The organism is Pantoea sp. GbtcB22 (assembly GCF_019091025.1).
In the GTDB taxonomy this organism is placed as follows: Bacteria; Pseudomonadota; Gammaproteobacteria; order Enterobacterales; family Enterobacteriaceae; genus Pantoea; species Pantoea leporis.
The window spans coordinates 340,311-360,884 of record NZ_JAGXKB010000003.1 but is presented as its reverse complement, the minus strand read 5'-3'; the positions used below and the strand labels follow the sequence as shown (position 1 = coordinate 360,884).

General features: G+C 52.5%; 30 protein-coding genes. 29 read left to right on the top strand and 1 reads right to left on the bottom strand.

The window, feature by feature from the left end; translation table 11 throughout:
- Positions 1-22: 22 nt before the first annotated feature.
- The 15 genes from KVT28_RS13120 to KVT28_RS13050 all read left to right on the top strand — a co-directional run bounded on the left by KVT28_RS13120 (position 23) and on the right by KVT28_RS13050 (position 9,014).
- Positions 23-847, top strand: a complete 825-nt coding sequence (locus KVT28_RS13120; protein WP_217548862.1) for a DNA-binding protein — start codon at positions 23-25, stop codon at positions 845-847.
- Positions 844-1,746: a DNA replication protein gene (locus KVT28_RS13115; protein ID WP_254633532.1), complete on the top strand. Its 903-nt coding sequence runs from the start codon at positions 844-846 to the stop codon at positions 1,744-1,746. Before KVT28_RS13120 ends, KVT28_RS13115 begins: the two co-directional genes overlap by 4 nt.
- The gene (locus tag KVT28_RS13110; protein WP_217548860.1) at positions 1,736-3,166 is read left to right on the top strand and encodes a DnaB-like helicase C-terminal domain-containing protein; all 1,431 of its coding nucleotides are present in this window, start codon (positions 1,736-1,738) and stop codon (positions 3,164-3,166) included. Before KVT28_RS13115 ends, KVT28_RS13110 begins: the two co-directional genes overlap by 11 nt.
- The gene (locus KVT28_RS13105; RefSeq protein WP_217548858.1) at positions 3,166-3,483 is read left to right on the top strand and encodes a hypothetical protein; all 318 of its coding nucleotides are present in this window, start codon (positions 3,166-3,168) and stop codon (positions 3,481-3,483) included. The genes KVT28_RS13110 and KVT28_RS13105 overlap by 1 nt, the downstream gene beginning before the upstream one ends.
- Before the next feature lie 452 nt (positions 3,484-3,935).
- Positions 3,936-4,394 carry a YbcN family protein gene (locus KVT28_RS13100; protein ID WP_217548856.1) on the top strand — a complete coding sequence of 153 codons (459 nt, stop codon included), beginning with the start codon at positions 3,936-3,938 and terminating at the stop codon, positions 4,392-4,394.
- Complete coding sequence (locus tag KVT28_RS13095) at positions 4,387-4,593, top strand: hypothetical protein (protein ID WP_217548854.1); 207 nt, start codon at positions 4,387-4,389, stop codon at positions 4,591-4,593. The genes KVT28_RS13100 and KVT28_RS13095 overlap by 8 nt, the downstream gene beginning before the upstream one ends.
- Positions 4,590-4,760 carry a NinE family protein gene (locus tag KVT28_RS13090; RefSeq protein WP_217548852.1) on the top strand — a complete coding sequence of 57 codons (171 nt, stop codon included), beginning with the start codon at positions 4,590-4,592 and terminating at the stop codon, positions 4,758-4,760. The genes KVT28_RS13095 and KVT28_RS13090 overlap by 4 nt, the downstream gene beginning before the upstream one ends.
- A gap of 102 nt (positions 4,761-4,862) precedes the next feature.
- On the top strand, positions 4,863-5,054 hold the full coding sequence (locus KVT28_RS28195; protein ID WP_217548850.1) for a protein NinF: 192 nt from the start codon (positions 4,863-4,865) through the stop codon (positions 5,052-5,054).
- Positions 5,029-5,634, top strand: a complete 606-nt coding sequence (locus KVT28_RS13080) for a recombination protein NinG (protein WP_217548848.1) — start codon at positions 5,029-5,031, stop codon at positions 5,632-5,634. The genes KVT28_RS28195 and KVT28_RS13080 overlap by 26 nt, the downstream gene beginning before the upstream one ends.
- 114 nt (positions 5,635-5,748) lie before the next feature.
- Complete coding sequence (locus KVT28_RS13075; RefSeq protein WP_217548845.1) at positions 5,749-6,276, top strand: antiterminator Q family protein; 528 nt, start codon at positions 5,749-5,751, stop codon at positions 6,274-6,276.
- A gap of 641 nt (positions 6,277-6,917) precedes the next feature.
- The gene (locus tag KVT28_RS13070; protein WP_217548843.1) at positions 6,918-7,160 is read left to right on the top strand and encodes a phage holin; all 243 of its coding nucleotides are present in this window, start codon (positions 6,918-6,920) and stop codon (positions 7,158-7,160) included.
- Between the two features lie 4 nt (positions 7,161-7,164).
- The gene (locus tag KVT28_RS13065; RefSeq protein ID WP_305801708.1) at positions 7,165-7,668 is read left to right on the top strand and encodes a lysozyme; all 504 of its coding nucleotides are present in this window, start codon (positions 7,165-7,167) and stop codon (positions 7,666-7,668) included.
- Between the two features lie 31 nt (positions 7,669-7,699).
- Positions 7,700-8,035, top strand: coding sequence for a hypothetical protein (locus KVT28_RS13060; protein ID WP_254633551.1), 336 nt, complete (start codon positions 7,700-7,702; stop codon positions 8,033-8,035).
- A gap of 182 nt (positions 8,036-8,217) precedes the next feature.
- On the top strand, positions 8,218-8,784 hold the full coding sequence (locus KVT28_RS13055) for a hypothetical protein (RefSeq protein ID WP_217548839.1): 567 nt from the start codon (positions 8,218-8,220) through the stop codon (positions 8,782-8,784).
- Between the two features lie 53 nt (positions 8,785-8,837).
- Positions 8,838-9,014, top strand: a complete 177-nt coding sequence (locus KVT28_RS13050; protein ID WP_217548837.1) for a hypothetical protein — start codon at positions 8,838-8,840, stop codon at positions 9,012-9,014.
- Between the two features lie 53 nt (positions 9,015-9,067).
- Here the strand turns inward: KVT28_RS13050 and KVT28_RS13045 are convergent, their stop codons facing one another.
- Entirely contained in the window at positions 9,068-9,646 is a 579-nt protein-coding gene (locus KVT28_RS13045; protein ID WP_217548835.1) for a hypothetical protein, read from the bottom strand.
- Positions 9,647-9,667: 21 nt separating this feature from the next.
- On the opposite strand from KVT28_RS13045, the gene KVT28_RS13040 reads away from it, so the two are divergent.
- From KVT28_RS13040 to KVT28_RS12975, 14 genes are all read left to right on the top strand, one after another.
- Complete coding sequence (locus KVT28_RS13040) at positions 9,668-10,237, top strand: terminase small subunit (protein WP_217548833.1); 570 nt, start codon at positions 9,668-9,670, stop codon at positions 10,235-10,237.
- A complete protein-coding gene (locus KVT28_RS13035; protein ID WP_217548831.1) occupies positions 10,224-11,696 on the top strand; it encodes a DNA-packaging protein in 1,473 nt (490 codons plus the stop codon). The genes KVT28_RS13040 and KVT28_RS13035 overlap by 14 nt, the downstream gene beginning before the upstream one ends.
- Before the next feature lie 12 nt (positions 11,697-11,708).
- Positions 11,709-13,106: a DUF4055 domain-containing protein gene (locus KVT28_RS13030; protein ID WP_254633531.1), complete on the top strand. Its 1,398-nt coding sequence runs from the start codon at positions 11,709-11,711 to the stop codon at positions 13,104-13,106.
- Positions 13,107-13,226: 120 nt separating this feature from the next.
- On the top strand, positions 13,227-13,979 hold the full coding sequence (locus KVT28_RS13025; RefSeq protein ID WP_217548829.1) for a DUF6651 domain-containing protein: 753 nt from the start codon (positions 13,227-13,229) through the stop codon (positions 13,977-13,979).
- Positions 13,980-13,993: 14 nt separating this feature from the next.
- Complete coding sequence (locus tag KVT28_RS13020; RefSeq protein ID WP_217548827.1) at positions 13,994-15,118, top strand: P22 phage major capsid protein family protein; 1,125 nt, start codon at positions 13,994-13,996, stop codon at positions 15,116-15,118.
- Between the two features lie 45 nt (positions 15,119-15,163).
- Complete coding sequence (locus tag KVT28_RS13015) at positions 15,164-15,409, top strand: hypothetical protein (protein ID WP_217548825.1); 246 nt, start codon at positions 15,164-15,166, stop codon at positions 15,407-15,409.
- Positions 15,409-15,801, top strand: coding sequence for a hypothetical protein (locus KVT28_RS13010; RefSeq protein ID WP_217548823.1), 393 nt, complete (start codon positions 15,409-15,411; stop codon positions 15,799-15,801). The genes KVT28_RS13015 and KVT28_RS13010 overlap by 1 nt, the downstream gene beginning before the upstream one ends.
- Before the next feature lies 1 nt (position 15,802).
- Positions 15,803-16,447 (top strand): hypothetical protein, encoded by a 645-nt coding sequence (locus tag KVT28_RS13005; RefSeq protein WP_217548821.1) that lies wholly within the window; start codon positions 15,803-15,805, stop codon positions 16,445-16,447.
- 1 nt (position 16,448) lies between these two features.
- Positions 16,449-17,270, top strand: coding sequence for a hypothetical protein (locus tag KVT28_RS13000; protein WP_217548819.1), 822 nt, complete (start codon positions 16,449-16,451; stop codon positions 17,268-17,270).
- 3 nt (positions 17,271-17,273) lie between these two features.
- Complete coding sequence (locus KVT28_RS12995; RefSeq protein WP_217548817.1) at positions 17,274-17,474, top strand: hypothetical protein; 201 nt, start codon at positions 17,274-17,276, stop codon at positions 17,472-17,474.
- Between the two features lie 58 nt (positions 17,475-17,532).
- Positions 17,533-19,089, top strand: a complete 1,557-nt coding sequence (locus KVT28_RS12990) for a phage tail protein (RefSeq protein ID WP_217548815.1) — start codon at positions 17,533-17,535, stop codon at positions 19,087-19,089.
- Between the two features lie 45 nt (positions 19,090-19,134).
- Positions 19,135-19,566: a hypothetical protein gene (locus KVT28_RS12985; protein WP_217548813.1), complete on the top strand. Its 432-nt coding sequence runs from the start codon at positions 19,135-19,137 to the stop codon at positions 19,564-19,566.
- A 9-nt stretch (positions 19,567-19,575) separates the two neighbouring features.
- Positions 19,576-19,947: a hypothetical protein gene (locus KVT28_RS12980; RefSeq protein ID WP_217548811.1), complete on the top strand. Its 372-nt coding sequence runs from the start codon at positions 19,576-19,578 to the stop codon at positions 19,945-19,947.
- A gap of 181 nt (positions 19,948-20,128) precedes the next feature.
- Positions 20,129-20,566, top strand: a complete 438-nt coding sequence (locus KVT28_RS12975; protein WP_217548809.1) for a hypothetical protein — start codon at positions 20,129-20,131, stop codon at positions 20,564-20,566.
- Positions 20,567-20,574: the final 8 nt, after the last annotated feature.

Genomic DNA, 20,574 nt, shown 5'->3' with positions numbered 1-20,574 from the left:
GGATCAACATACAGGAGTAATTATGAGTAGTTTACTTTCGCTTTACAAGGCTAAAGAGAAAAACGGCACCGAAATGTCGGCAAAGAAAACCTTCCTGGTGCCGCTGTCTGAGCTGTATATCGAGCCGGGTTACAACGTACGTGAAATCGACCAGGCGCACATTGAAGAATTCCGCGACGCTTACATCGCCGGAGAATTTGTGCCGCCTCTGGCGGTCCAGGTGACCGACAAAGGCATCAAGGTAATCGACGGTCACCACCGCTACCACGGTGCGTTGCTGGCAACCGAGTCCGGTACCGAAATTCCGCGCCTTGAGTGCAAGGATTTTTCCGGTACCGAAGCCGATCGCATTGCCTTCATGGTCACCAGCAGTCAGGGCAAGCCGCTGACCTCACTGGAACGCGCGGCAGCTTATCAGCGCCTGGCTAATCAGGGATGGGAGCCGACTGAAATCGCTAAACGCGTTAAGCGCTCTCCTTCAGATGTCGATCACCATCTCCAGTTGCTTACCTGCGGCGATGAGCTGATTGAGATGGTCAAGACTGGCGCCGTGGCCGCTACAACAGCAGTGGCGCTCTCACGCGAGCATGGGCCAAAAGCTGGCGCTGTTGCGCTTGAGCAGATGGCTAAGGTGAAGGCTGCTGGCAAAACCAAGCTGTCACGCAGCGCTGCTATGCCTCAGTTCAGCGCAACACGTGCACGCCGCCTGGTTGAGTTGCTGTCTGGCGTTGAAACCTTCCCACACGGTGACGCATCAGCATTAGCGCTGTCACCCCAGAATGAGTTTGAGGTTTTGGCAATCCTTGAAGAGTACCGGGCACAGCATGCCGGTAAGGACAGCCAATGAGTAACGTTGTCAGAAAGATATCTGATCACAAGGATTACCGTCAGCAGGAAGCACAGCCCACAACTGAAAAGGGGTTTGCCTTGTTCCACAGGAAAATTATGGACTGTGGATTCTACAAGGACTCTCAAGCCGTTCACCTTTGGTTCCACCTGGTCATGAAAGCCACCCACAAACCGATTACCTCATCGACCGAATTCGGCGATGTCCAGTTGGTGCGTGGGCAATGCATTACCGGGCGGCACAAGCTGGCTAGCGAAACCGGAATCTCACCTGATCGCATTCAGTACCTGCTGAGAAAGTTTGTCAGCATGGAGATGATCAGCGCGGAATCGAACCGTAAATTCACCGTGATATCCATCCTGAAATACGACGAATATCAGGCAGATTATTTACCAACAGATTACCAACAGATTACCAACGCAAACCCGCATGGCACTAAGGTTGCGGCGATGGTTGTCCCAACAGATTCCCAGCAGATTACCACATACAATGAATTACTAACTAATAACTCAATATCTAAAGATATTGAGTGTGCAACTCCCGCCGCAAAACAGGCTGAGCCAAAGCAAAGAATTTCCTGCGAAGAAGTCTGGCAATGCCTGAAGGAAGAACTGCCAGAGGCAAGAGGCTGGCGAGTGATGGACGAAGACCGCCGAAACCTGATTAAACGGTTTTGGGGTAAGGCCAACAAAATCGCTCGTCAGTTTGATAACGGCGAGCCTCTCACCATTCAGGGCTTCCGATCCTATCTCCAGTACATCAGCGCCAACTGCCGCTGGATGCTGGAAGACCGCCCCGACAACCGCACCGGAAAAACATGGCGCCGCATGAAGTTCGACAGCTTCCTGTCTGAAAAGCTTTATCGCGACGTTCGAGAAGGAGACAAGGATGACCGATAACGTTTTGATGCCACCGCACAGTACCGACGCCGAACAGGGCGTGCTTGGTGGCCTGATGCTTGATGGCGGCGAAGAACGCAGCCTGAAAGTCATGGCAATGCTGAAGGCTGAGAGCTTTTACAATCGATACCACGGCGTGATTTACACCGGCATCCGCGAGCTGATTAGCAAAAACAAGCCTATCGACATCATCACCCTCTCAGAACATCTGGACAGCAACGCGCAGGAATATGGCGGCTTTGCTTACCTGGCTGAGCTGGCAAAGAACACGCCATCCGTCGCCAGCATCGTCAGTTATGCCTCAGTGGTGCGGGACCGCGCGATGGAGCGTTACGCCATTGCCAAGCTGAACGAATCGCTGGAAATGCTCTACAGCCGCAGCGGTATGTCTGCCACTGAAAAGCTGGATGCCGTCAGCACCATGACCAACCTGATTAGCGACCATGCCAAAACCGGCGTTCGCCGTGGCTTGCGCTCTTTCGGTGACGTGATGGAAACGTGGGTAACCGATCTGGAAAAGCGCTTCGACCCGAATGGCGAGCAGCGCGGACTGAGTACGGGCATCCCATCGCTTGATCGCATGCTTTCGCCGAAAGGGCTGGTGAAGGGTTCGCTGTTCGTGATTGGCGCAAGGCCAAAAATGGGCAAGACGACCCTGTACAGCAAGATGGCAATCAACTGCGCGGTGCGCGAGAAAAAACCAGCACTTATGTTCAGCCTTGAAATGCCGGAAGACCAGATTCTGGAAAAACTGGTAGGCCAGCAATCAGGCGTTAACCCAAGCATTTTCTACCTGCCAGCCACCGATCACGAAGACGACGTGTACCACGGCGACTACGACGCTGATTTCAACCGCGCAACGGAAACCGCTAACCGACTACGTGAGCTCGACCTGCTTTACATCGACGATACGCCGGGCATGTCGCTGGCGCACATCGTTGCCGAAAGCAGGAAGATTAAGCGCCAGAAGGGCTGCGTCGGAATGATTCTGGTCGATTACCTGACGCTCATGACCGCCGAAAAAGCCGATCGCAACGACTTAGCCTACGGAATGATTACCAAAGGGCTGAAGAACCTCGCTAAAGAGCTCGGCTGCGTTGTGGTGCTGCTGACACAGCTTAACCGCGAACTGGAAAAGCGCGTCAACAAGCGACCGCTGCCAAGCGATTCCCGCGACACCGGTCAGATTGAGCAGGATTGTGATTACTGGGTAGCAGTTCACCGCGAAGGCGCATTCGATGAAAGCGTCCCGCCTGGCGAAACCGAGCTGATTTTAAGGCTGAACCGCCACGGCAACACCGGCACCGTTTTCTGCATGCAGCGTGACGGCGCTATCTACGATATGGACCAGCAATCGGCAAGGGCAGAACGCGACTCGCGTCAGGCTCCAGCCAAAGGCCAAAAGAAAGGTGGTTTCTGATGTCAGTAATTATCAAAGGTCGATATGTGAAAGTTCTGCACCCGAATAATTCGATGGCTGATTTTGAAGTGCTGCTATCGAACTGCAATTCACCGGAATCTATCAAAGGCTGGGCATCGCACCTGCTGGAGAAAAACTGGGTATCTCGTCAGGTTGCCGACCGCTTTATCACGCTGCTGGCTCAGCGAATCGGAGCAGAACGCAGTGATTGTCTGCCACCTGAGCTAACACCAATGACAGACATTCAGCGGGGCTATCTGGCGGAGAAAGTCGCCATGCTTCGTGGAGTTTTGAAATCAGCGAGGGCTGCATCATGACACAGGTAATTCACGGACTGACCCGCACTGAGCTGATTAAGCGCGTATTTGGTGAGAGCAAACCGGCAGCAAAAGTCGAGCATCAACGACCAAACCAGGGGCGCTGATTGCTGTTAATCCTGGAAGTTGTATTTTCGCACCGCAAAAAATCAATAAGTTCTGCTTTATGTTTCATGGTGTGAATTTGACTTGCGCTTTACCGGTAACATCTTATTTTCAGATGGAGAGTTCAATACACCCAAACTGAAGAGGGATATTTATGGCTAAGCATCATTTCATTAAAACACTTGAAATATCAGCAATTGTTATATTCGCGCTGGTTTTGGCTTATCTGGCCGTTACCGGAATCCTTTCATCTGCGGGCATAGATCATTCCTGGCCGTATCCGAATAAGTAACTAGGAACGACACCAGGGAAATAAGCACCGCTTAAATATAAACATAATAAATCACATGACCGATATCTCTAAAAATGGGGTTCGGTTGCACAAATCGAACTTCTGCGCCATCGGGCAACAGCTTCTTCCTCTGCTCGAATCTGGCGAAAGCTACCGGCTAATCGTTAAGCCGTGGAAAGAAAAACGCAGCATCAACCAGAACTCCTTATCCCATATGTGGTACGCCGAAATCAGCGCCTACCTGATTAAATCTGGCCGCGCCGACGCCACGCCTGAATGGGTAAAGCGAAACCTCAAGCGTACCTATCTTGGCTGCGAAGAAATCACCTACACCGACTTCGTTACAGGCGAGAAGGTCACCACCTACGAACCCCGGCACACATCCAGCCTTGATACAGGAGAGATGCATTTCTTTCTGAATCAGGTTGAGCGGTGGTGTGCGCAGTTCGGTCTGGCGCTGACAATCCCGCACGACAGCGAATACCAAAAGCTGAAGGAAAAACAAAATGCCTAAACGCCACTGGAGTCGAGAGGAAATCGAAATCCTCTGCAATGAATACCCCTCATCACCCACCGATTTACTTGTCGAACTGCTTGGAAAAAGCCAGCAGGCAATCAACTCGAAGGCGACATTCCTTGGCCTGAAGAAAACGCCAGCCATGCTTTCACAAATCAGGCACAACGCGACTGATAGCAGGAGAAGGATGGGATGAAGAGACGCAAATCCATCTGGGAGCGCTACGAAAACCACGCCATCTACGACACCAAATCACCCCGCAAGAAGCGCCAGCCACAACCCACCGAATCGCAAGTGACCACTTTCAGCTATCTGGAAGGGCTGCGCCAATCTGTGGCTAACAGAGTGAGGTTCACGCGATGAGAGAACGCTGCCACCGCTGCCACACCATCCTCACCAGTGAAGATAAGCACTGGTACTCAGTCGCATGCGAAACGTGTGAAACAGACCTCAAGTGGGAGGGGTATGAGCAACACAACCCCATCAAATCCGCCTACTGGCGCTGGCGAGCTATCTGCTTTGGTGTGCGTGTTCTGCGCCATTACCCTGGCCGATTGCGAGACCTATTGCTGCAGCGCTTGCGAGGTGGAGCTAATGAGCGACCCGAATTTCAGGATGTGCGGAGGAAGCGATGAGGAAAGTCAGAAGGCGATGTAAAAACCCCGACTGCCGCGAATGGTTCCATCCAGCCTTTCAGAATCAAACGTGGTGCAGCCCGGAATGTGGAACGGTAATCGCATTAGCCAAAAGAGAAAAAGACCGGCAGAAGTCGATACAGGAGGCAGAACGACGACGAAAGGATGAAGCCCAGCAAGAAAGACGCAGTATCAAAGTCCGCAAGTTAGCACTACAACCCCTCAGCCACTTCCATAAGCAAGCACAAGCCGCCTTCAACGAATACATCCGCACCCGCGATTTCGGTAACGACTGCATCAGCTGCGGGCGAAACACTGGCGCCAAGATGAATGCCGGCCATTATCGCACTGTTGGCGCAAGCAAAGAGACCCGCTACGACGAAACCAACTGCCATCTGCAATGCGAGCACTGCAACTCGTATCTGTCCGGGAATATCGGCGAATACAAGCCGCGATTAATCGCAAAGATTGGCCAGGCCGCGTTCGATCGCCTGATGGGGCCACATGAGCTGAAGAAGTGGACGCGTGAAGAGCTGCAGGAGCTGGCGGCGCATTACCGGCAAAAAACCAAAGAGCTGAATAAGCGAAGAGAGGCAGCATGATAGTCGATTACCTGCACGACAAATGGCGCTTGCTGCGCATGTACCGCGCCCGCCGCATGTTCGAAATCAACTACCGCATATTGCGTAACACAGAGAAAATTATGGGGGTGAAACATGCCAGTACGCGAGCTTAACCTCAGCAAAGAGCAAAATGACTGGCTGAATGGCTGGTTAGAACTGTGGGGAGCGTGGGTATATTCAGGAAGGCTGGAAAAGCGCATGACCAGCGTCATAGCGCAATACATGGCTACTGTTGAACCACAATCATATACATACCGGCCAATGTGCAACGATGATGACGGACTCTTGATTTCTCAGGTCGTGGACTCCGTCATGTGCATCGATAAAAAAGCCCTTGGCATCCTGCTCAGTTACTACGCACACGGATCTTCCAAGCGTGCGATCGCATCTTACTATCACAAGTGCGCAAGTCCTCGCAAAATGTCAGGCAGAAGCGGGGAGAGCATCAGGAAACCATCACTGGCTACCTGTCGCAATGAGATTGATGAGATTTTGAACGCAAGCCTGTTCCTGATTTATCAACCGCTGCAAAATGCGTTCAACGATCGCAAACGTGTAGCTAAAGTGAAGCCATCTGCAAATAAGGGGTTGACTTCCTTTATCCATTTAGCCACAATCTGAAGATAAGCTGCCGTAAGTGTTCTTAGATGAGCCAGCAGCGACAAATTCCATCACAGTGAGATAGTTAAAGAGCCTCGTAGCATCACCAGCTAGCGGGGCTTTTTTGCGATATTGACACCCGAAAAAAGTTTTTGTAAAAAGTGAATCGCCTGATGTGTATTGTTCTTTAGTCCAATCATTCATCTCGCATATCAGGCCGAAAGCCCCGTCTTAACCGATGGGGCTTTTTGTTTTTCTGGATTCTGGCAGCCAGCTGGAATGCCCCGCATCTGAAAGGATGATGCGGGAACCAACGCCGCTGATGGGTCATGAGGCTTCCGCGATGGACGGTTCGAAACTGCGGCATCCAGCAACCAAATCTCAAAATCAGGCACTTTTGCGATTGCCTGAGATTAAAGGTCAGCCATAGAGCTGATCACCTCTTTCGCCCATGCCATCCACTCCAAACTCACTCGTTATCCTGTGTGGCATCGGGCGTCTTTTATGAAAAAAATCCGCACTCTGGCGGATTCTTTGATCTTGGCTACCTAACAGCAACCGGGCTTTTTTCTCTCGACAAGACTAAAGCTAACCGGGCTTGCTCAGTTCAGAAAGTAGACAATTCCTAATTGAGCCAGCTCCCTCAACAAAGAGGGGGTCACATGAGTATTGATATGAGCAAACTGGCATCTGGCGCAGCGTATGGCGCATCTGCCGGGACGATAGCAAACGGCCTTCTTACCAGGCTGAGTCCCGATGAGTGGAGTGCCGTGGGCGTGCTGGCCGGTATTTTGGTTGCGCTATTCACGCTCGGCATTAACTGGTATTACAAACGCAAGACCACAATGGCGCAGATCAAAGCGCTTCAACGCTGGCCCACCGCGCCCGACCTCACCGAGGATTAAACCAATGGCAATGTCTAACACACTGCGCAACAGGCTTATTGCTGCTGCAGGCGGCGGAGCCATGCTTATCGCGACGGTATTCCTCGGCGGAAAGGATGGATTAGAGGGTCGTGTGTACCAGCCTTACAAAGATGTGGCTGGGGTATGGACTGTCTGCGATGGCCATACCGGTGCTGACATCGTGAAGGGAAAGAAGTATACCGACCGCGAATGCGATCGCCTGATGTGGAATGACCTGCAGCCGGTTAAGAAGGCGGTCGATTCCATGGTCAAGGTGCCGCTGGGTGAATATCCCCGCGCCGCGCTTTACAGCTTCACTTATAACGTCGGCGTATCGGCCTTCTCAAAATCCACGCTGCTGAAAAAGCTTAACGCTGGTGACCAGGCTGGAGCATGCGAAGAGCTGCGCCGCTGGGTATATGCCGGTGGAATGAAGTGGAAAGGCCTGATGAACCGCCGCGATATGGAGCGTTCTCTCTGCCTGGCGGATGGCCCAAATGACATTTAGCCTGCGCATCTACCTGATCAGCATCGCTGTGATGATAGCCGTTGCCATCGGATACGGGGAAATCCGTTACCTGAATGGCTGGTATGCACATAGCGCCAAAGTGAATGCCGACCATGCGCTGAAAAAGCAGAAAGCTGAAATAAAGCTGGCGCCCACTGAAGCTAAGGCGGCAACGGCCAATGCTAAAGGCAAGGTCATCTACCAAACCATTTACCGCGACGTGGTGAAATATGTTCAGGATCCGAATCGCACTGTGTGCCGGTTTGATGATGATGCTGTCAGCATGCGCCAGCGTGCCATCGACGCTGCCAACAATATCTCAGGATTTGATGACGCCACCATGCAAGTTAAGCCCGGCGGGAAGTGACAGCGACGCAGACCTGCAGGCGGATATTGAGAGCGCGGAATGCGTAAGAACGCTTCGCCTCAACACTTACCGTTGGCAGGCGTGGTATAGAGCTGCTCAGTAAGGATGTGCCTTTTTATAATAACTCTCAATTTTTCTAAAGCGTTTAAGTTATCATTACCAACTCACATAAGGAGGTGGTAATGAAACAATTGCTTGATTCAATAGAAAATTCATTAGTATCTAAGAACTGGCTTTCAGCCTTATACATGGCAATAACATTGCCAGATATCTGTGCCGCTTCTGAGAATGTAGTAAGCGGCAACGGAGCTAGGTACAAGGACTGGTTCAATCGCTACATGAAGAAAAAATATGACTCAGCTAATTATTATGAATATGTTGAGGCTAATCGTCCTGAAAGGTTGAATGAACTACCGCAAGAAGTTTTGGATGAATATAAAAATCAACCAATTAAAGTTAAATTTACAGCTGATAGTTGTTGGGCGCTTAGAAATGCGACATTGCATGAAGGGATGGATGAAGACAGGCTCAGAAAATTTCGGCTAACTGTGCCGGATGAATTTAACAATATTCACCACCTCACCCATGATGAAACTGGTGAGATAGTCCAGATTGATGCAAGCATTTTTTGCCAAGACATCATAGAAGCAGTTAAGACTTGGGAGGTCGATATGGCTAGCAGACCTGACGTGGTAAGCAAGCTAGGGAAAATGATACGTATTCGTGATCAAAGATTCATTTTCGATTAAAGATAATGATTTCCATATAGCCGCCTACGGGCGGTTTTTTTATTGGAGCCAATATGACTGACACCTACCGCATCACAGTAAAAACAAAGTCAGGTGAAACTCACGTTGGCCTGATGAACAGAGCACAACCTGAAATCGTTAACGGCTTCATCGGTGTAGCCAAAGAACACGGCTCATGGGTTTACCTGGCTCCGGATGACGTACTCAAAATGGAGTACGTGCCGGTGTAAGTGCGCTAAGAAATGTCTAAAATTTCACACGAACATTTCTAAAATTATTTTTTTCAAGACGGTTTTGCTGAAGAGTGAATGCGTTCAAATAACTGAAGTGCTTCATCAGATAGCTCTCTTCGAGTTATCCAATCCTTGTCGCCTAATTGCCACGCCATACCATGCACTTGATGAAGCCCAGGATAAGCGATAGGACTATCATCTGGATTACTCTTTGCAGCTTCCATTTTTGCCAGGGGTATTCTTAATCGGTTTATTTTCCTCTTATACGAATTTATATCTTGATACACGTCGTGTAATGGGGAATCCGCTGGTCTGGCGAATTGATCAAGAGTGCGGACTAATTCATACATACCCAAAACCCAGAGGTATGAAGCTGTTATATGATCGCTTAAATCATTATAAGGTGTTTTAGGGAATCCAGTTTTAACAACTTCAGCATCATCAGGGATTAAGCGAGAATCTAAAGTGCCAAGATACTGAAGCGTGGGCACTGACCAGAAGTTCAGGGCTGCTATAGAGTGTGAGCAATCTACCCACCTTTTATTACGGTCTGTGTCAAATAATCCAGCCGCGTAAGCCCTAAGCCTCCCATTATGTGGCTTTTTAAGTTCTTCTTCCCATTGATCCATAATTGTTCCTTGGAAAATTAAATGGCACTCACCGACAAACAAGAAATGTTCTGTCGCGAGTACCTCATCGATTTGAACGCCACGCAAGCGGCAATTCGGGCGGGGTACAGCGATAACACCGCCCGCAAGATTGGTAGTGAAAACCTCACAAAACCAGACATTGCGCAACGCATCATTGACCTTAAATCAAGTCGAAACGAAAGGGTAGAGGTTGACGCGGATTACGTGCTCCGCCGCCTGGTTGAAATCGACGAGATGGACGTGCTCGACATCCTGAAAGATGACGGCGGCCTGAAGATGGTGCATGAGTGGCCCAAGGTATGGCGCACGACGCTAAGCGGCTTGGACATTCTCACCACCGTCACCAACTTCGATGAAACGACGATGGAGAACATCCTCAAGAAAATTAAGTGGCCGGATAAGGTCAAAAATCTTGAGTTGCTTGGTAAACACATCAGCGTGATGGCATTCAAAGAGCAGGCGTCACATGAGCACACCGGCAAGAACGGCGGGCCGATTGAAGTGGCTACACTGACTAAAGACGAATACAAAGCTGCGCGGCGGGAGATGTTGGAGGATGACGACTGCTGAGCAGAAGAATTACGCGCGCAGGTTAGAGTGTGAAGAGGACGGGCTGTATTACGCTCGTTACTTCTTCAAGCAGCGCACTGGCGGCAAGATGATTGTCGCGCCACACCACAAAGTTATTCAGCAAACGCTAGATCGCGTAATCAGCGGGGAAATAACCCGCCTGATAATCAACGTTCCACCGGGCTACACCAAAACCGAACTGGCGACCATCAACATGATGGGGCGTGGGCTGACGCTGAACAATCGCGCCCGCTTCATGCACCTGTCTTACTCGCACAATCTGGCGCTGCTCAACTCATCAACCGCGCGCGGCATGATTCGCTCAAAAGCCTATCAGGCCATGTGGCCCATGGAATTGCGTGATGACGCAGATAGCAAGGCGATGTGGTGGAACGAGTTCGGCGGTGGCGTATATGCATCATCAGCAGCTGGTCAGGTAACGGGATTTCGTGCCGGACATATGGAGCCAGGCTGGCAGGGTGCATTAATAATCGATGATCCGGTCAAGCCAGATGACGCATACAGCGAAACCGTTCGCGATGGCGTGAACAACCGATTCAACGAAACCATCAAATCACGCCTGGCGATTGAAACGACGCCGATGATTGTGATTATGCAGCGCATCCACTATCACGACCTGAGTGGCTACCTGCTGCGTGGTGGTAGTGGAGAGAAATGGCACCACCTGAATCTGCCAGTGCTGATTGATAACAGTCAGAGCTACTCTGGTCAGTATCCGGACAACACCCACGCCATACCTATTGACCATGGCCTGCCTGATGGCTGGCTATGGCCTTTTAAGCACAACGAAACTCACCGGGTATCGCTTTTCTCTCACCGTCGCACTGCTGAAGCGCAGTATATGCAGAAGCCTCGTCGCTTTAACGCGGAGGGAGCGCTGTGGAATGAGGCGATGATATCCGGCGCTCATGCACTGCAAATTGCTTTAGAGGCGACCCGTACAGTTATCGCGATTGACCCTCAGGCAGTGAACAACGAGGACAGCGATGAAACCGGTATTGTGGCTGCCAGCTCATATGGAAAAGGCAATGAGCGCCTGTTCTCAGTCGATGGCGACTACTCAGGCAAGTTCTCACCAAATGGTTGGGCTAAAAAAGCCATATGGGCTTATAACGAGCACCGCGCTGAAGCGATAGTGATCGAAACCAACCAGGGCGGTGATATGGCCGAGGATACGCTGCGCAATGCGGGGTATACCGGTCGCATCATCCGGGTTCACGCCAGCAAAGGTAAGTACGCTCGCGCTGAGCCAATATCTGCTTTGTATGAGCAGGGCCGGGTGGCGCATCTCGGCAATCTCTACACGCTGGAAAATCAGCTCATGGAGTATGTGCCAGCTACTGCCAAAAAGTCACCTGACCGCCTTGATGCGCTGGTCTGGGCTATCACCGAACTGTTCCAGCCGAAAGGCGTAACTGTCAGACCTTTCTCTGCTTAACCGGAAATCACAATGAGTAATGACGTTCGCAAGCGGTCCGCAAAAATCGAGGCCATTGCCGGTTGCTGGCCTATGATCGCCGCTCTGCTGGGCGGCACTTCAGCAATGCGTGATGCAGGCAAGACATACCTGCCCAAGTGGCCTAATGAAGATGAGAGATTTTATATAAACCGCCTCGCTACGGCCACGCTGTTTCCGGCGTTCTCACGCACCGTCGAGGTTCTCAGCGGTAAGCCATTCTCGCGCCCGGTTTCATGGGATGAGAAAAAGGTCCCTGAGCGCATTCAGCAGATGTTTCCGGATATCGATCAGCAGGGCACCAACCTGCATTCTTTCCTGGCTGATATCTGTGAAGAGGTTATGGCTAACGGTATCTGCGGCATTCTGGTTGAGCACCCGCCAACCGAAGGCAACCTTTCGATAGCTGAAGAGAAAAGGCGCGGGCTGCGGCCTTACTTTGCAAAAATTGGGGCAAACAGCCTGCTCGATTTTGATTCAAAGCGCATCGACGGTCGCGAGACCTTTACCATGCTCCGCTTTGTCGAGACTGTGAGTGAACGCGATCCGGGAAATGAGTTCGTCGTGAAAGAGATTGAGCAGGTTCGGGTGCTGAATCCGGGCCGGTGGCGCATCTATCGCCAGAAGCTCAATGCTTCAAATGTTATGGAATGGCAGCTGCATCAGGAAGGCGAGACCAGCCTGAAGAAAATCACCTTTGTTCCGGTTTACGGCGACAAGCGTGGGTTCATGCAATCCCGCCCGCCGCTGGCACAGCTCGCTTTCCTCAATATTGAGCACTGGCAGTCACGAAGCGATCAGCAGACTATTTTGCATGTCGCACGCGTGCCGATCCTGTTTGGTCGCAAGCTTGGTGATGCGCCAATTACGGTAGGTGCTGCAAACGCGATTGTTTCCGATGAAGATGACGCCGACCTCAAATACGTTGAGCACACTGGCAAGGCTATTGAAGCCGGACGCACTGACCTGCGCGACCTTGAAGACCTGATGCGTCAGATTGGCGCTGAATTACTCGTCATAAAGCCGGGGCGTCAGACGGTCGCACAGACTGTAGCTGATAATGAGGCGGGAACCTGCGCATTACAGCGCGTTGTGGGTGACCTGACTGATGCAGCTAATCTGGCACTGCAATATGCGGCAGAGTGGATAAATGAGAAAGACGGCGGGACGGTTACCATATTCCGCGACTTTGGCGCTGCCACGCTTGCCGAGGCATCAGCAACACTGCTCATGGATATGAATGTCGCTAATGCTCTCTCCAATGAGACGCTGTTTAACGAGATGCAGCGCCGTGGGCTGATTGACATCGAACTCAACTGGGTTGATGAGCAGGCGCGTATTGCGAAACAGACACCTCGCCCGGGTGAAACCAAGACAACACTGACCGGCTGATCCTCAGCCGTAAAGACACAGGCTCATGCTCACGCATGGGCCTTTTTTATTGCCGAAATCTGCGGATGCGGAACGGCGAAACGGGCCGGATGGCTCACCGATAAGGTTGGATAACCCGCAATGAAACTGAAAATCGACGAAAACGGCCATGTGTTCGTATCCGATGGCAAGCCTGTCTACGTGAACGATGACGGCAAAGAAATTGCTTTTGACGCACCAGGCACCCTCCAGTCAATTTCACGCCTTAACGGTGAGGCCAAATCTCATCGTGAGCGCGCAGAAGCGGCTGAGACATCCCTGAAAGCGTTTGAAGGTATTGCTGATCCGAAGGCGGCTATCAAAGCGCTGGAAGTCATCAAAAACCTCGACGACAAAAAACTGGTGGATGCCGGTGAAGTCGACAAGGTCCGCGCAGAAGCGATCAAGGCAGTTGAAGAAAAGTATGCGCCCATCGTTAAGGAGCGCGACGACCTCAGTGGCCGCCTGATTGCCGAAAAAGTGGGGGGAAGCTTCGCACGTTCGAAGTTCATTGCCGACAAGCTGAACATTCCGGCCGACATGGTGGAATCACGCTTCGGTTCAAGCTTCAAACTCGAAGGTGACAGCGTAATCGCCTACGACAAAGCAGGTAACAAGATTTTCAGCGCAAGCAACCCCGGTGAACCGGCTGGTTTCGATGAAGCGCTGGGCATCCTCGTCGAACATTACCCGTACAAAGACCAAATCCTCAAAGGCACCGGCGCATCAGGCGGCGGCTCCAGTGGCGGTAACGGCGGTACGGGCGGCAAAACTATCAGCCGCGCGCAGTTTGAGTCGCTCAGTCCTCAGGACCAAAGCAGCCAGATCGGTGCCGGTGTCACAATTACTGATTAACAGGAAGAACTTGAATGGCTAACAACCTCACCGGCCTTATCCCTGATCTGTTCGCGGCGCGCGATATCGTCTCCCGCGAACTGACCGGTTTCATCCCCGCCGTCACGCTGGACCCATCTGCAGAACGTGCAGCGGTGGGCGAAGCGATCCGCATCCCGATTGCACCTGCCGCTGCTGCGCAGGATGTTGTTCCCGGTCAACTGCCGCCAAATACCGGTGATCAGAACATCGGCAACACGCCATTCACCATTCAGAAGTCTCGCATGGTGCCATTCCAGTGGACGGGTGAAGAGCAGAAGGGCGTAAACAACGGTCCGGGCTACGCCAATATTCGTCGCAATCAGATTGCGCAGGCAATGCGTACGCTGGTCAACGAGATGGAGTCAGACCTCGGAAAACTGGCGCTGAATTCATCCCGCGCTGCTGGTACCGCTGGCACCACGCCTTTCGCAACCAACCTGAGCGACACCGCGCAGGTCCGCAAAATCCTGTCTGATAACGGCGCACCGCTGAGCGAACTGCAGTGTGTTATCGACACCACGGCGGGTGCAAACCTGCGTACGCTGGCGCAACTGACCAAAACGAACGAAGCAGGCACCGATGAGCTGCGCGCTCAGGGTACGCTGCTGGAGCTGCACGGCTTCAAAGTGCGTGAATCCGCAGGCGTGGTCACTCACGTTCCGGGTACCGGCGCAAGTTATGTGACCAATGGCGCGCTGACCGTGGGCACCACTATCATCCCGGTACAGACCGGTACAGGCACCATTCTGGCTGGCGATATCATCACTATCGGCAACTACAAGTACGTAGTGACCAGCATCCTGTCAGGTGGTTCTCTGGCTATCGGCGCGCCGGGCCTGCGTGAGAACGTGGCGACCGGAGCCACCGTCACGCTGGCGGCCAGCTTCACCGCCAACTTCGCGTTCAGCCGCTCAGCGATTCTGCTGGCAACCCGCGCACCGGCACTGCCGCAGGAAGGTGATATGGCCGATGACCGCATCACCATCACCGACCCTCGCACCGGCATGGCGTTTGAAGTGTCGATGTACCGCCAGTACAAGCGCGTGCATTACGAGATTGCCGCTGCATGGGGCTGCGCCAACATCAAGCCTGAGCACACCGCACTGCTGCTGGGTTAATCCATAACCCGCCGGGAAACCGGCGGCTTCAATCCGGAGATAAACATGGTTAAGAAAGCTGGCGGAACCGAAGATAACACGCCTGAAGTCATTACTGATGGCAGTGAAGTTACAACCGGCACTAAAGCCGAGGCTGGCGCTGATGTGCAAAATGCCTCATCCGTTGCGTTTGTAACGATGGTGCGTGATCCGGAGGTTCACCCGGCACCGCACACCGCTCAGGTGCATCCTGAAGAAGTGAAAAACTACTACTCAGGTGGCTGGGCGGTAAAACAGGAAGAGGCTGAATAATGCTGACTGCCGGTCAACTTGTGGATGTGCGCCGATTTATGGGCTATCCGATGCAGGGTGATATTCCTGCCACGGATACCAGCGATATGGCTTACGGCTGGGTATCCTCAGGTGCCTGGCAGACGCTTTATCACCGCCTCTCAACGTTGCGCGCTGAGGAAGAGATCGTGGTAGTGAACTATGTCACCACGTTAAAAACGCTCGAATCAGCCATTACTGGTGCAGGTGACAACCTCGATACGGATCAGGCGGCGGTCTGGAAGCGAAACACTAACGAAGTGCGCGACCGAACAAGGCTGTTCAATCAGTGGCGTCGTGAGTTGTGCGGCTTCATTGGTATCGCGCCCGGACCTGCGCTTGGTAACGGGACCACGCAGATAGTCAGGTGCTGAAATGGATGCTGCAAAGCTGAGAGAGAAGGTTTACATAGGCTACGGTAAGGCGGCAAAGCGTATCGGGTTTAGCGCCCAGCAATATCGTGCTGACAGTGCGTTTGACCCTCTTCAGGCTGTTGTCCTGCAAACCCTGCCAGCCTCTTTCACCACGAACTTCACCTACAGCGCACCGAACAAATACGGTCAGGCCACATGGCTTGGCGTATTCGACGGTCGCGAGTTTGTGCCGGGTGATTTTCTTGTGTCGCCTGAGGATGGCATCTTTTTTGTGGCCGCCATGCAAACCACGCTGCCGATCTACTGCGTGCAGACCAATCGCACCATCAAGGTGCTGAGAACGTCACAGGCACCTGGTGGCGGCGGGGTGCAGGGCTACGGCGGCACAACGGCCGCAAATGAAGTGGCGATTATGTCTGGATGGCCTGCCAGCATCCTGCAGGGTACAAAAGGGGAGAAAAGCTCCGTCAATCTGCCCGCTGATGCTAAGACTCCCTGGTATGCGATCCTGTTCCCGAACTTCGGTGACATTGTTCTGCGCACCAGTGACATCATCACCGACGACATTGGCCGCCGTTACATCATTTCCAGCGCTGAACTCACTGAAATGGGCTGGCGCATAACAGCAATGCAGGCACTGGTGTGATATGGCTGATTCATCTGACGTAAGCAACACGATTGCCGGGATGATCGCCTCCACGGTTTACCCACTCGGCACATCGGAACCCAGCATTTCCGGCTCGAATATCAAGATTTACCCTGGCTGGCCCGTGCCGAACATCCTGCAAGAAGACATCAATGCCGATGGTGCTCACATTTCGATTTGGGCACTGCCGGCAGAGAGAAAAATCGGCAGCGAACTCGGCAGGCCATATCGTGTGGTAGTGAAGGGCGAACCGCCGATGATTGCCACCGTCGATGGGATGAATATCACTTTGTCTGGTGCTGCTTCAGTACCAACTAACGTGTATTTCCTCATTGATGGCATTGGGTACCACTATCCGGTGCAAACTGGCGACACGCTTTCATCTGTAGCGACTGCGATGGCCATTCAGATTCCCGGCGCTGTGAGTAGTGGTGCAGTAATCACGCTTGAATCTGCGCATTCAGTTATTGCCCGAACAGGCGGTGTTGGTACCGCTATGCGCGAACTTCGCAGGCAGGCTAAGGATTTCCAGATAACCATCTGGGCGCCAACGCCAGCTATGCGCGTGCTGATCGCATCTGCTGTCGATGGAATGCTCTCTGAGTCCAGCAACATATCGCTGGGTGATGGTGCGCCTTCAATGATGCTCTACACCCGTCAATTCGATTCTGATGCCAGTGAAAACTATCTGGTGTACCGGCGCGACCTGATTTACACGGTCAATTACGCCACGACGCAATCCATCTCTGCGCCGCAGGTTATCGCACCGGTTATGAATGTGACTGATACCTCAGGCAACCCGATTAAAACCTTTTTGGAGTAACCCATGGCTGATAACGACAGCACGCAGGCATCAACGCCAGCGGCGACCACTTCTGCCACAAAAGCAGCCCCCCTTGGCTACATCCTCGTTGTGCGTCACGCATTCGGTGATTACCAGGTGGGCGAAGAAATCACAGACGCCATCATCATCAAGGAAATTCTTGAAGGTGAGCAGGCGATTTATGTGATCAAACGCGCCGCGTAAGTCTCCCTCAGTAACACCTCAGCCCGCCAACTCGGCGGGTTTTTATTTGGAGAAGAAAATGCCGATTTACCAATCTGGCAGTTTGAACACTACGGCGCTGACAGCACCTGACCTGTATGTGCAGGTGGTTGCGCCGAAAACGCGATACATCAATGGCGTTGCGACTGACGGCCTTGGTATTGTCGGCATTGGCAGTTGGGGGCCGGTAAACAGCGCATTCCTGATTGGCTCCGATACTGACCAGGCGCTTTACCTCGGCTCGCCACAGATACGCAAATATGACCTTTCGACAGCTGTATCCATTTCGCTTCAGTTGGGCGCTACAAATCTGAACTGCGTGCGCGTCACCGATGGTACCGACGTCGCGGCGAGCATTCCGCTTAAAGATGTGGCATCTACGCCAGCAACTGGCATGACGCTGACTGCCATTTACACCGGAACGCGTGGTAACAGCATTCAGGCGGCGATCACGGCTGGCACGGCAGTTAACTCGTATAAGCTGACGATTAATCTGCCGGGTCAGAGCGCCGAAGTGTTCGACAACATCACCGGTACTGGCGCCGCGCTTTGGCAGAACATGGTGAATGCTGTTAACAACGGACAGACAAGCGTTCGAAGTGCCAGCCAGTTGTCGATCGCGACTATCGGCACCGGTACCGCGCTGCCAAACGTTGCGTCAACCTACACTATGACAGGCGGCACCGATGGTGCGGCGACAATCACTGATACCACCTTGCTCGGTACCGATGGCACCAGCACGACCCGCAAAGGTATGTACGCGTTGCGCGGCACCAACTCGCAGGTTATCAACCTGGTTGACCTGACGGACACAACCTCATGGGCGACAATGGCGACGTTCGCCAGCGCGGAGGGTTCGTTTGCAATCAGCCAGGGCAGCGCAGGAACAACGTATTCAGCGTTGAGCACGCTTCTAAACACTTCTGGTGTTGATGACTGGCACTTTAAAGCGATGGTGGGCGACTGGCCTTACTGGAAAGACACCGTTAATGGCGTCAACCGCATGATCGCGCCAGCGACCTTTGAAGCGGCTAATATCGCTTCCCGTTCGCCGCATATTTCCACGTTGAACAAGCGTATCAGCACAGTAATTGCTACTCAGCGCCAGTTGGCAAATCAGCCGTACTCAATTGCGGAAATCGGCGCAATCAACTCTGCCCGTCTGGACGTCATCACAAACCCATGCCCCGGTGGCAATTACTTCGGCATGCGCTCCGGCCGCAACACCAGCTCGGTACAGAGCCAGAACGATGACACCTACACCCGCATGACCAACTACCTGTCGCTGACCATCGCGGCAAGCTTTGGTGATGTTGTGGGCCAAAACCAGACAACCGAGCTTCGCCGCGAAACAAAGAGCACCATCGAAGCGTTCCTGTCGAATGTGGAAGACCAGGGGATGATTGGCGATCCGAATGGTGGCCCTGCGTTCTCCGTTAAACTGGACGCAACCAACAACCCTGATTCACGTGTCGCGCTTGGCTACATGCAAGCAGACGTACAGGTCAAATATCTGAACGTAGTGCGCTACTTCCTGGTGAATCTGGAAGGCGGCGGCAGTGTTTCCATTTCGGTATCGAATAACTCATCAAGCTAACCTTCTGGCCTCGCGTAATGCGGGGTTTTTTTCTGGAGAAAGACCATGCCGCAACTTGGCTACACAGTAGGCCGCGATGTCGCTGTTGATATCACCACGCCAACCGGGAAGCTGCGCATCCCGAAAATCATGACCTTCGATGCTAAACCGCAAGTATCAAATCAGAAAATCACCCCGCTAAACGGCGTGAGTGATGAGCTTCAAATCCCGACAGGCTGGAACGGCACCATCACCGCCGAGCGCATGGATGGCACGCTCGATGACTTCTGGGCGCAGTGGGAAGAAAACTACTTTAACGGTATCGATCAGCAGCGCGGCACCATCACCGAGAGCATCACTGAATCAAATGGCACCATCAGCGTTTATCGCTATGAAGGCGTTTCATTCCACCTGACCGATGCCGGTAACAAGCAGGGCGAGAAAACCGTGAACCAGACGCTCTCATTCACAGCAAATCGCCGCAAAAAAGTTAACTAAGGATAAATAATGGCAAAGGTAACAGTGCACGAAAACGAACAGCCGGCAGCAGCGGTAGCAGAAGTTAAATCTAACCAGGTGAAGGATGCTAAAGGTCGACTGATCACCATGCGCGAACTCGACCCTGTGCAGGAATCACGTCTGACGGTTGCTGTTGGCCCGGAAATGGCAATGAACGTGATGTACATGAATCTGTATGCGTTCCCGGTCGCCGCCGTTGCTGAAATCGACGGTGAAGAATATCCGGTTCCCCTGAACGCTAAGCAGATTGAAACCATGCTCGCTATTCTCGGTAAGCACGGCCTGAAAGCTGCGTCATCTTGGCTGCGTGAGAAATCCAAAGAGGAAGATGACGCAACGGAAGCCGCCGCAAAAAACTAGCGCAGAACCCCGAATTCGTTAACCAGTGCTGGCTGATGAAATCCGGGGTTCCTTTCAGCGTTATTTTCCCCGAACTGATTAACCTGATGCCCCATGAACGCATAGCCATGGGGGTTGTCATGCGCGAGTTCGAGGGTGGCAGATACAACTGGAACACCAAGAAATGGGAGGAGGCTAACTGATGGATCTTGATATGTTCGCGCGGGAAATGTCGTTCGCCTCCGCTAAAATTGCCGCAGAAATCGAGATTGGTTTCCACATCATCGTAAAAGAGATTGAGGAAACAGCTAAAGAAGAGATTGGCGTGTATCAGCCAGCAGTCGGCCCATTTGAAGCATGGGCGCCGCTTGCTGAATCCACTAAAGCCGACCGCGTCCGCTCTGGTTACACCGAGGACGATCCGCTGCTGCGTTCTGGAGAACTGAAAAACTCGATTGAGAGTGAAGTGGTGGGGCTGGCGGCTATTGTTGGCACCAAAAGCGAAATCGGACTTTGGCAGGAAGTTGGCACCGATCGCATACCGCCGCGGCCCTTTATTGGTCCTGCGTACGTTCGGAAAATCGACCCGCTGATGAACGCGATTGGATTGGCTATCACTAATGGATTTAAAGCTTACTGATGACTATC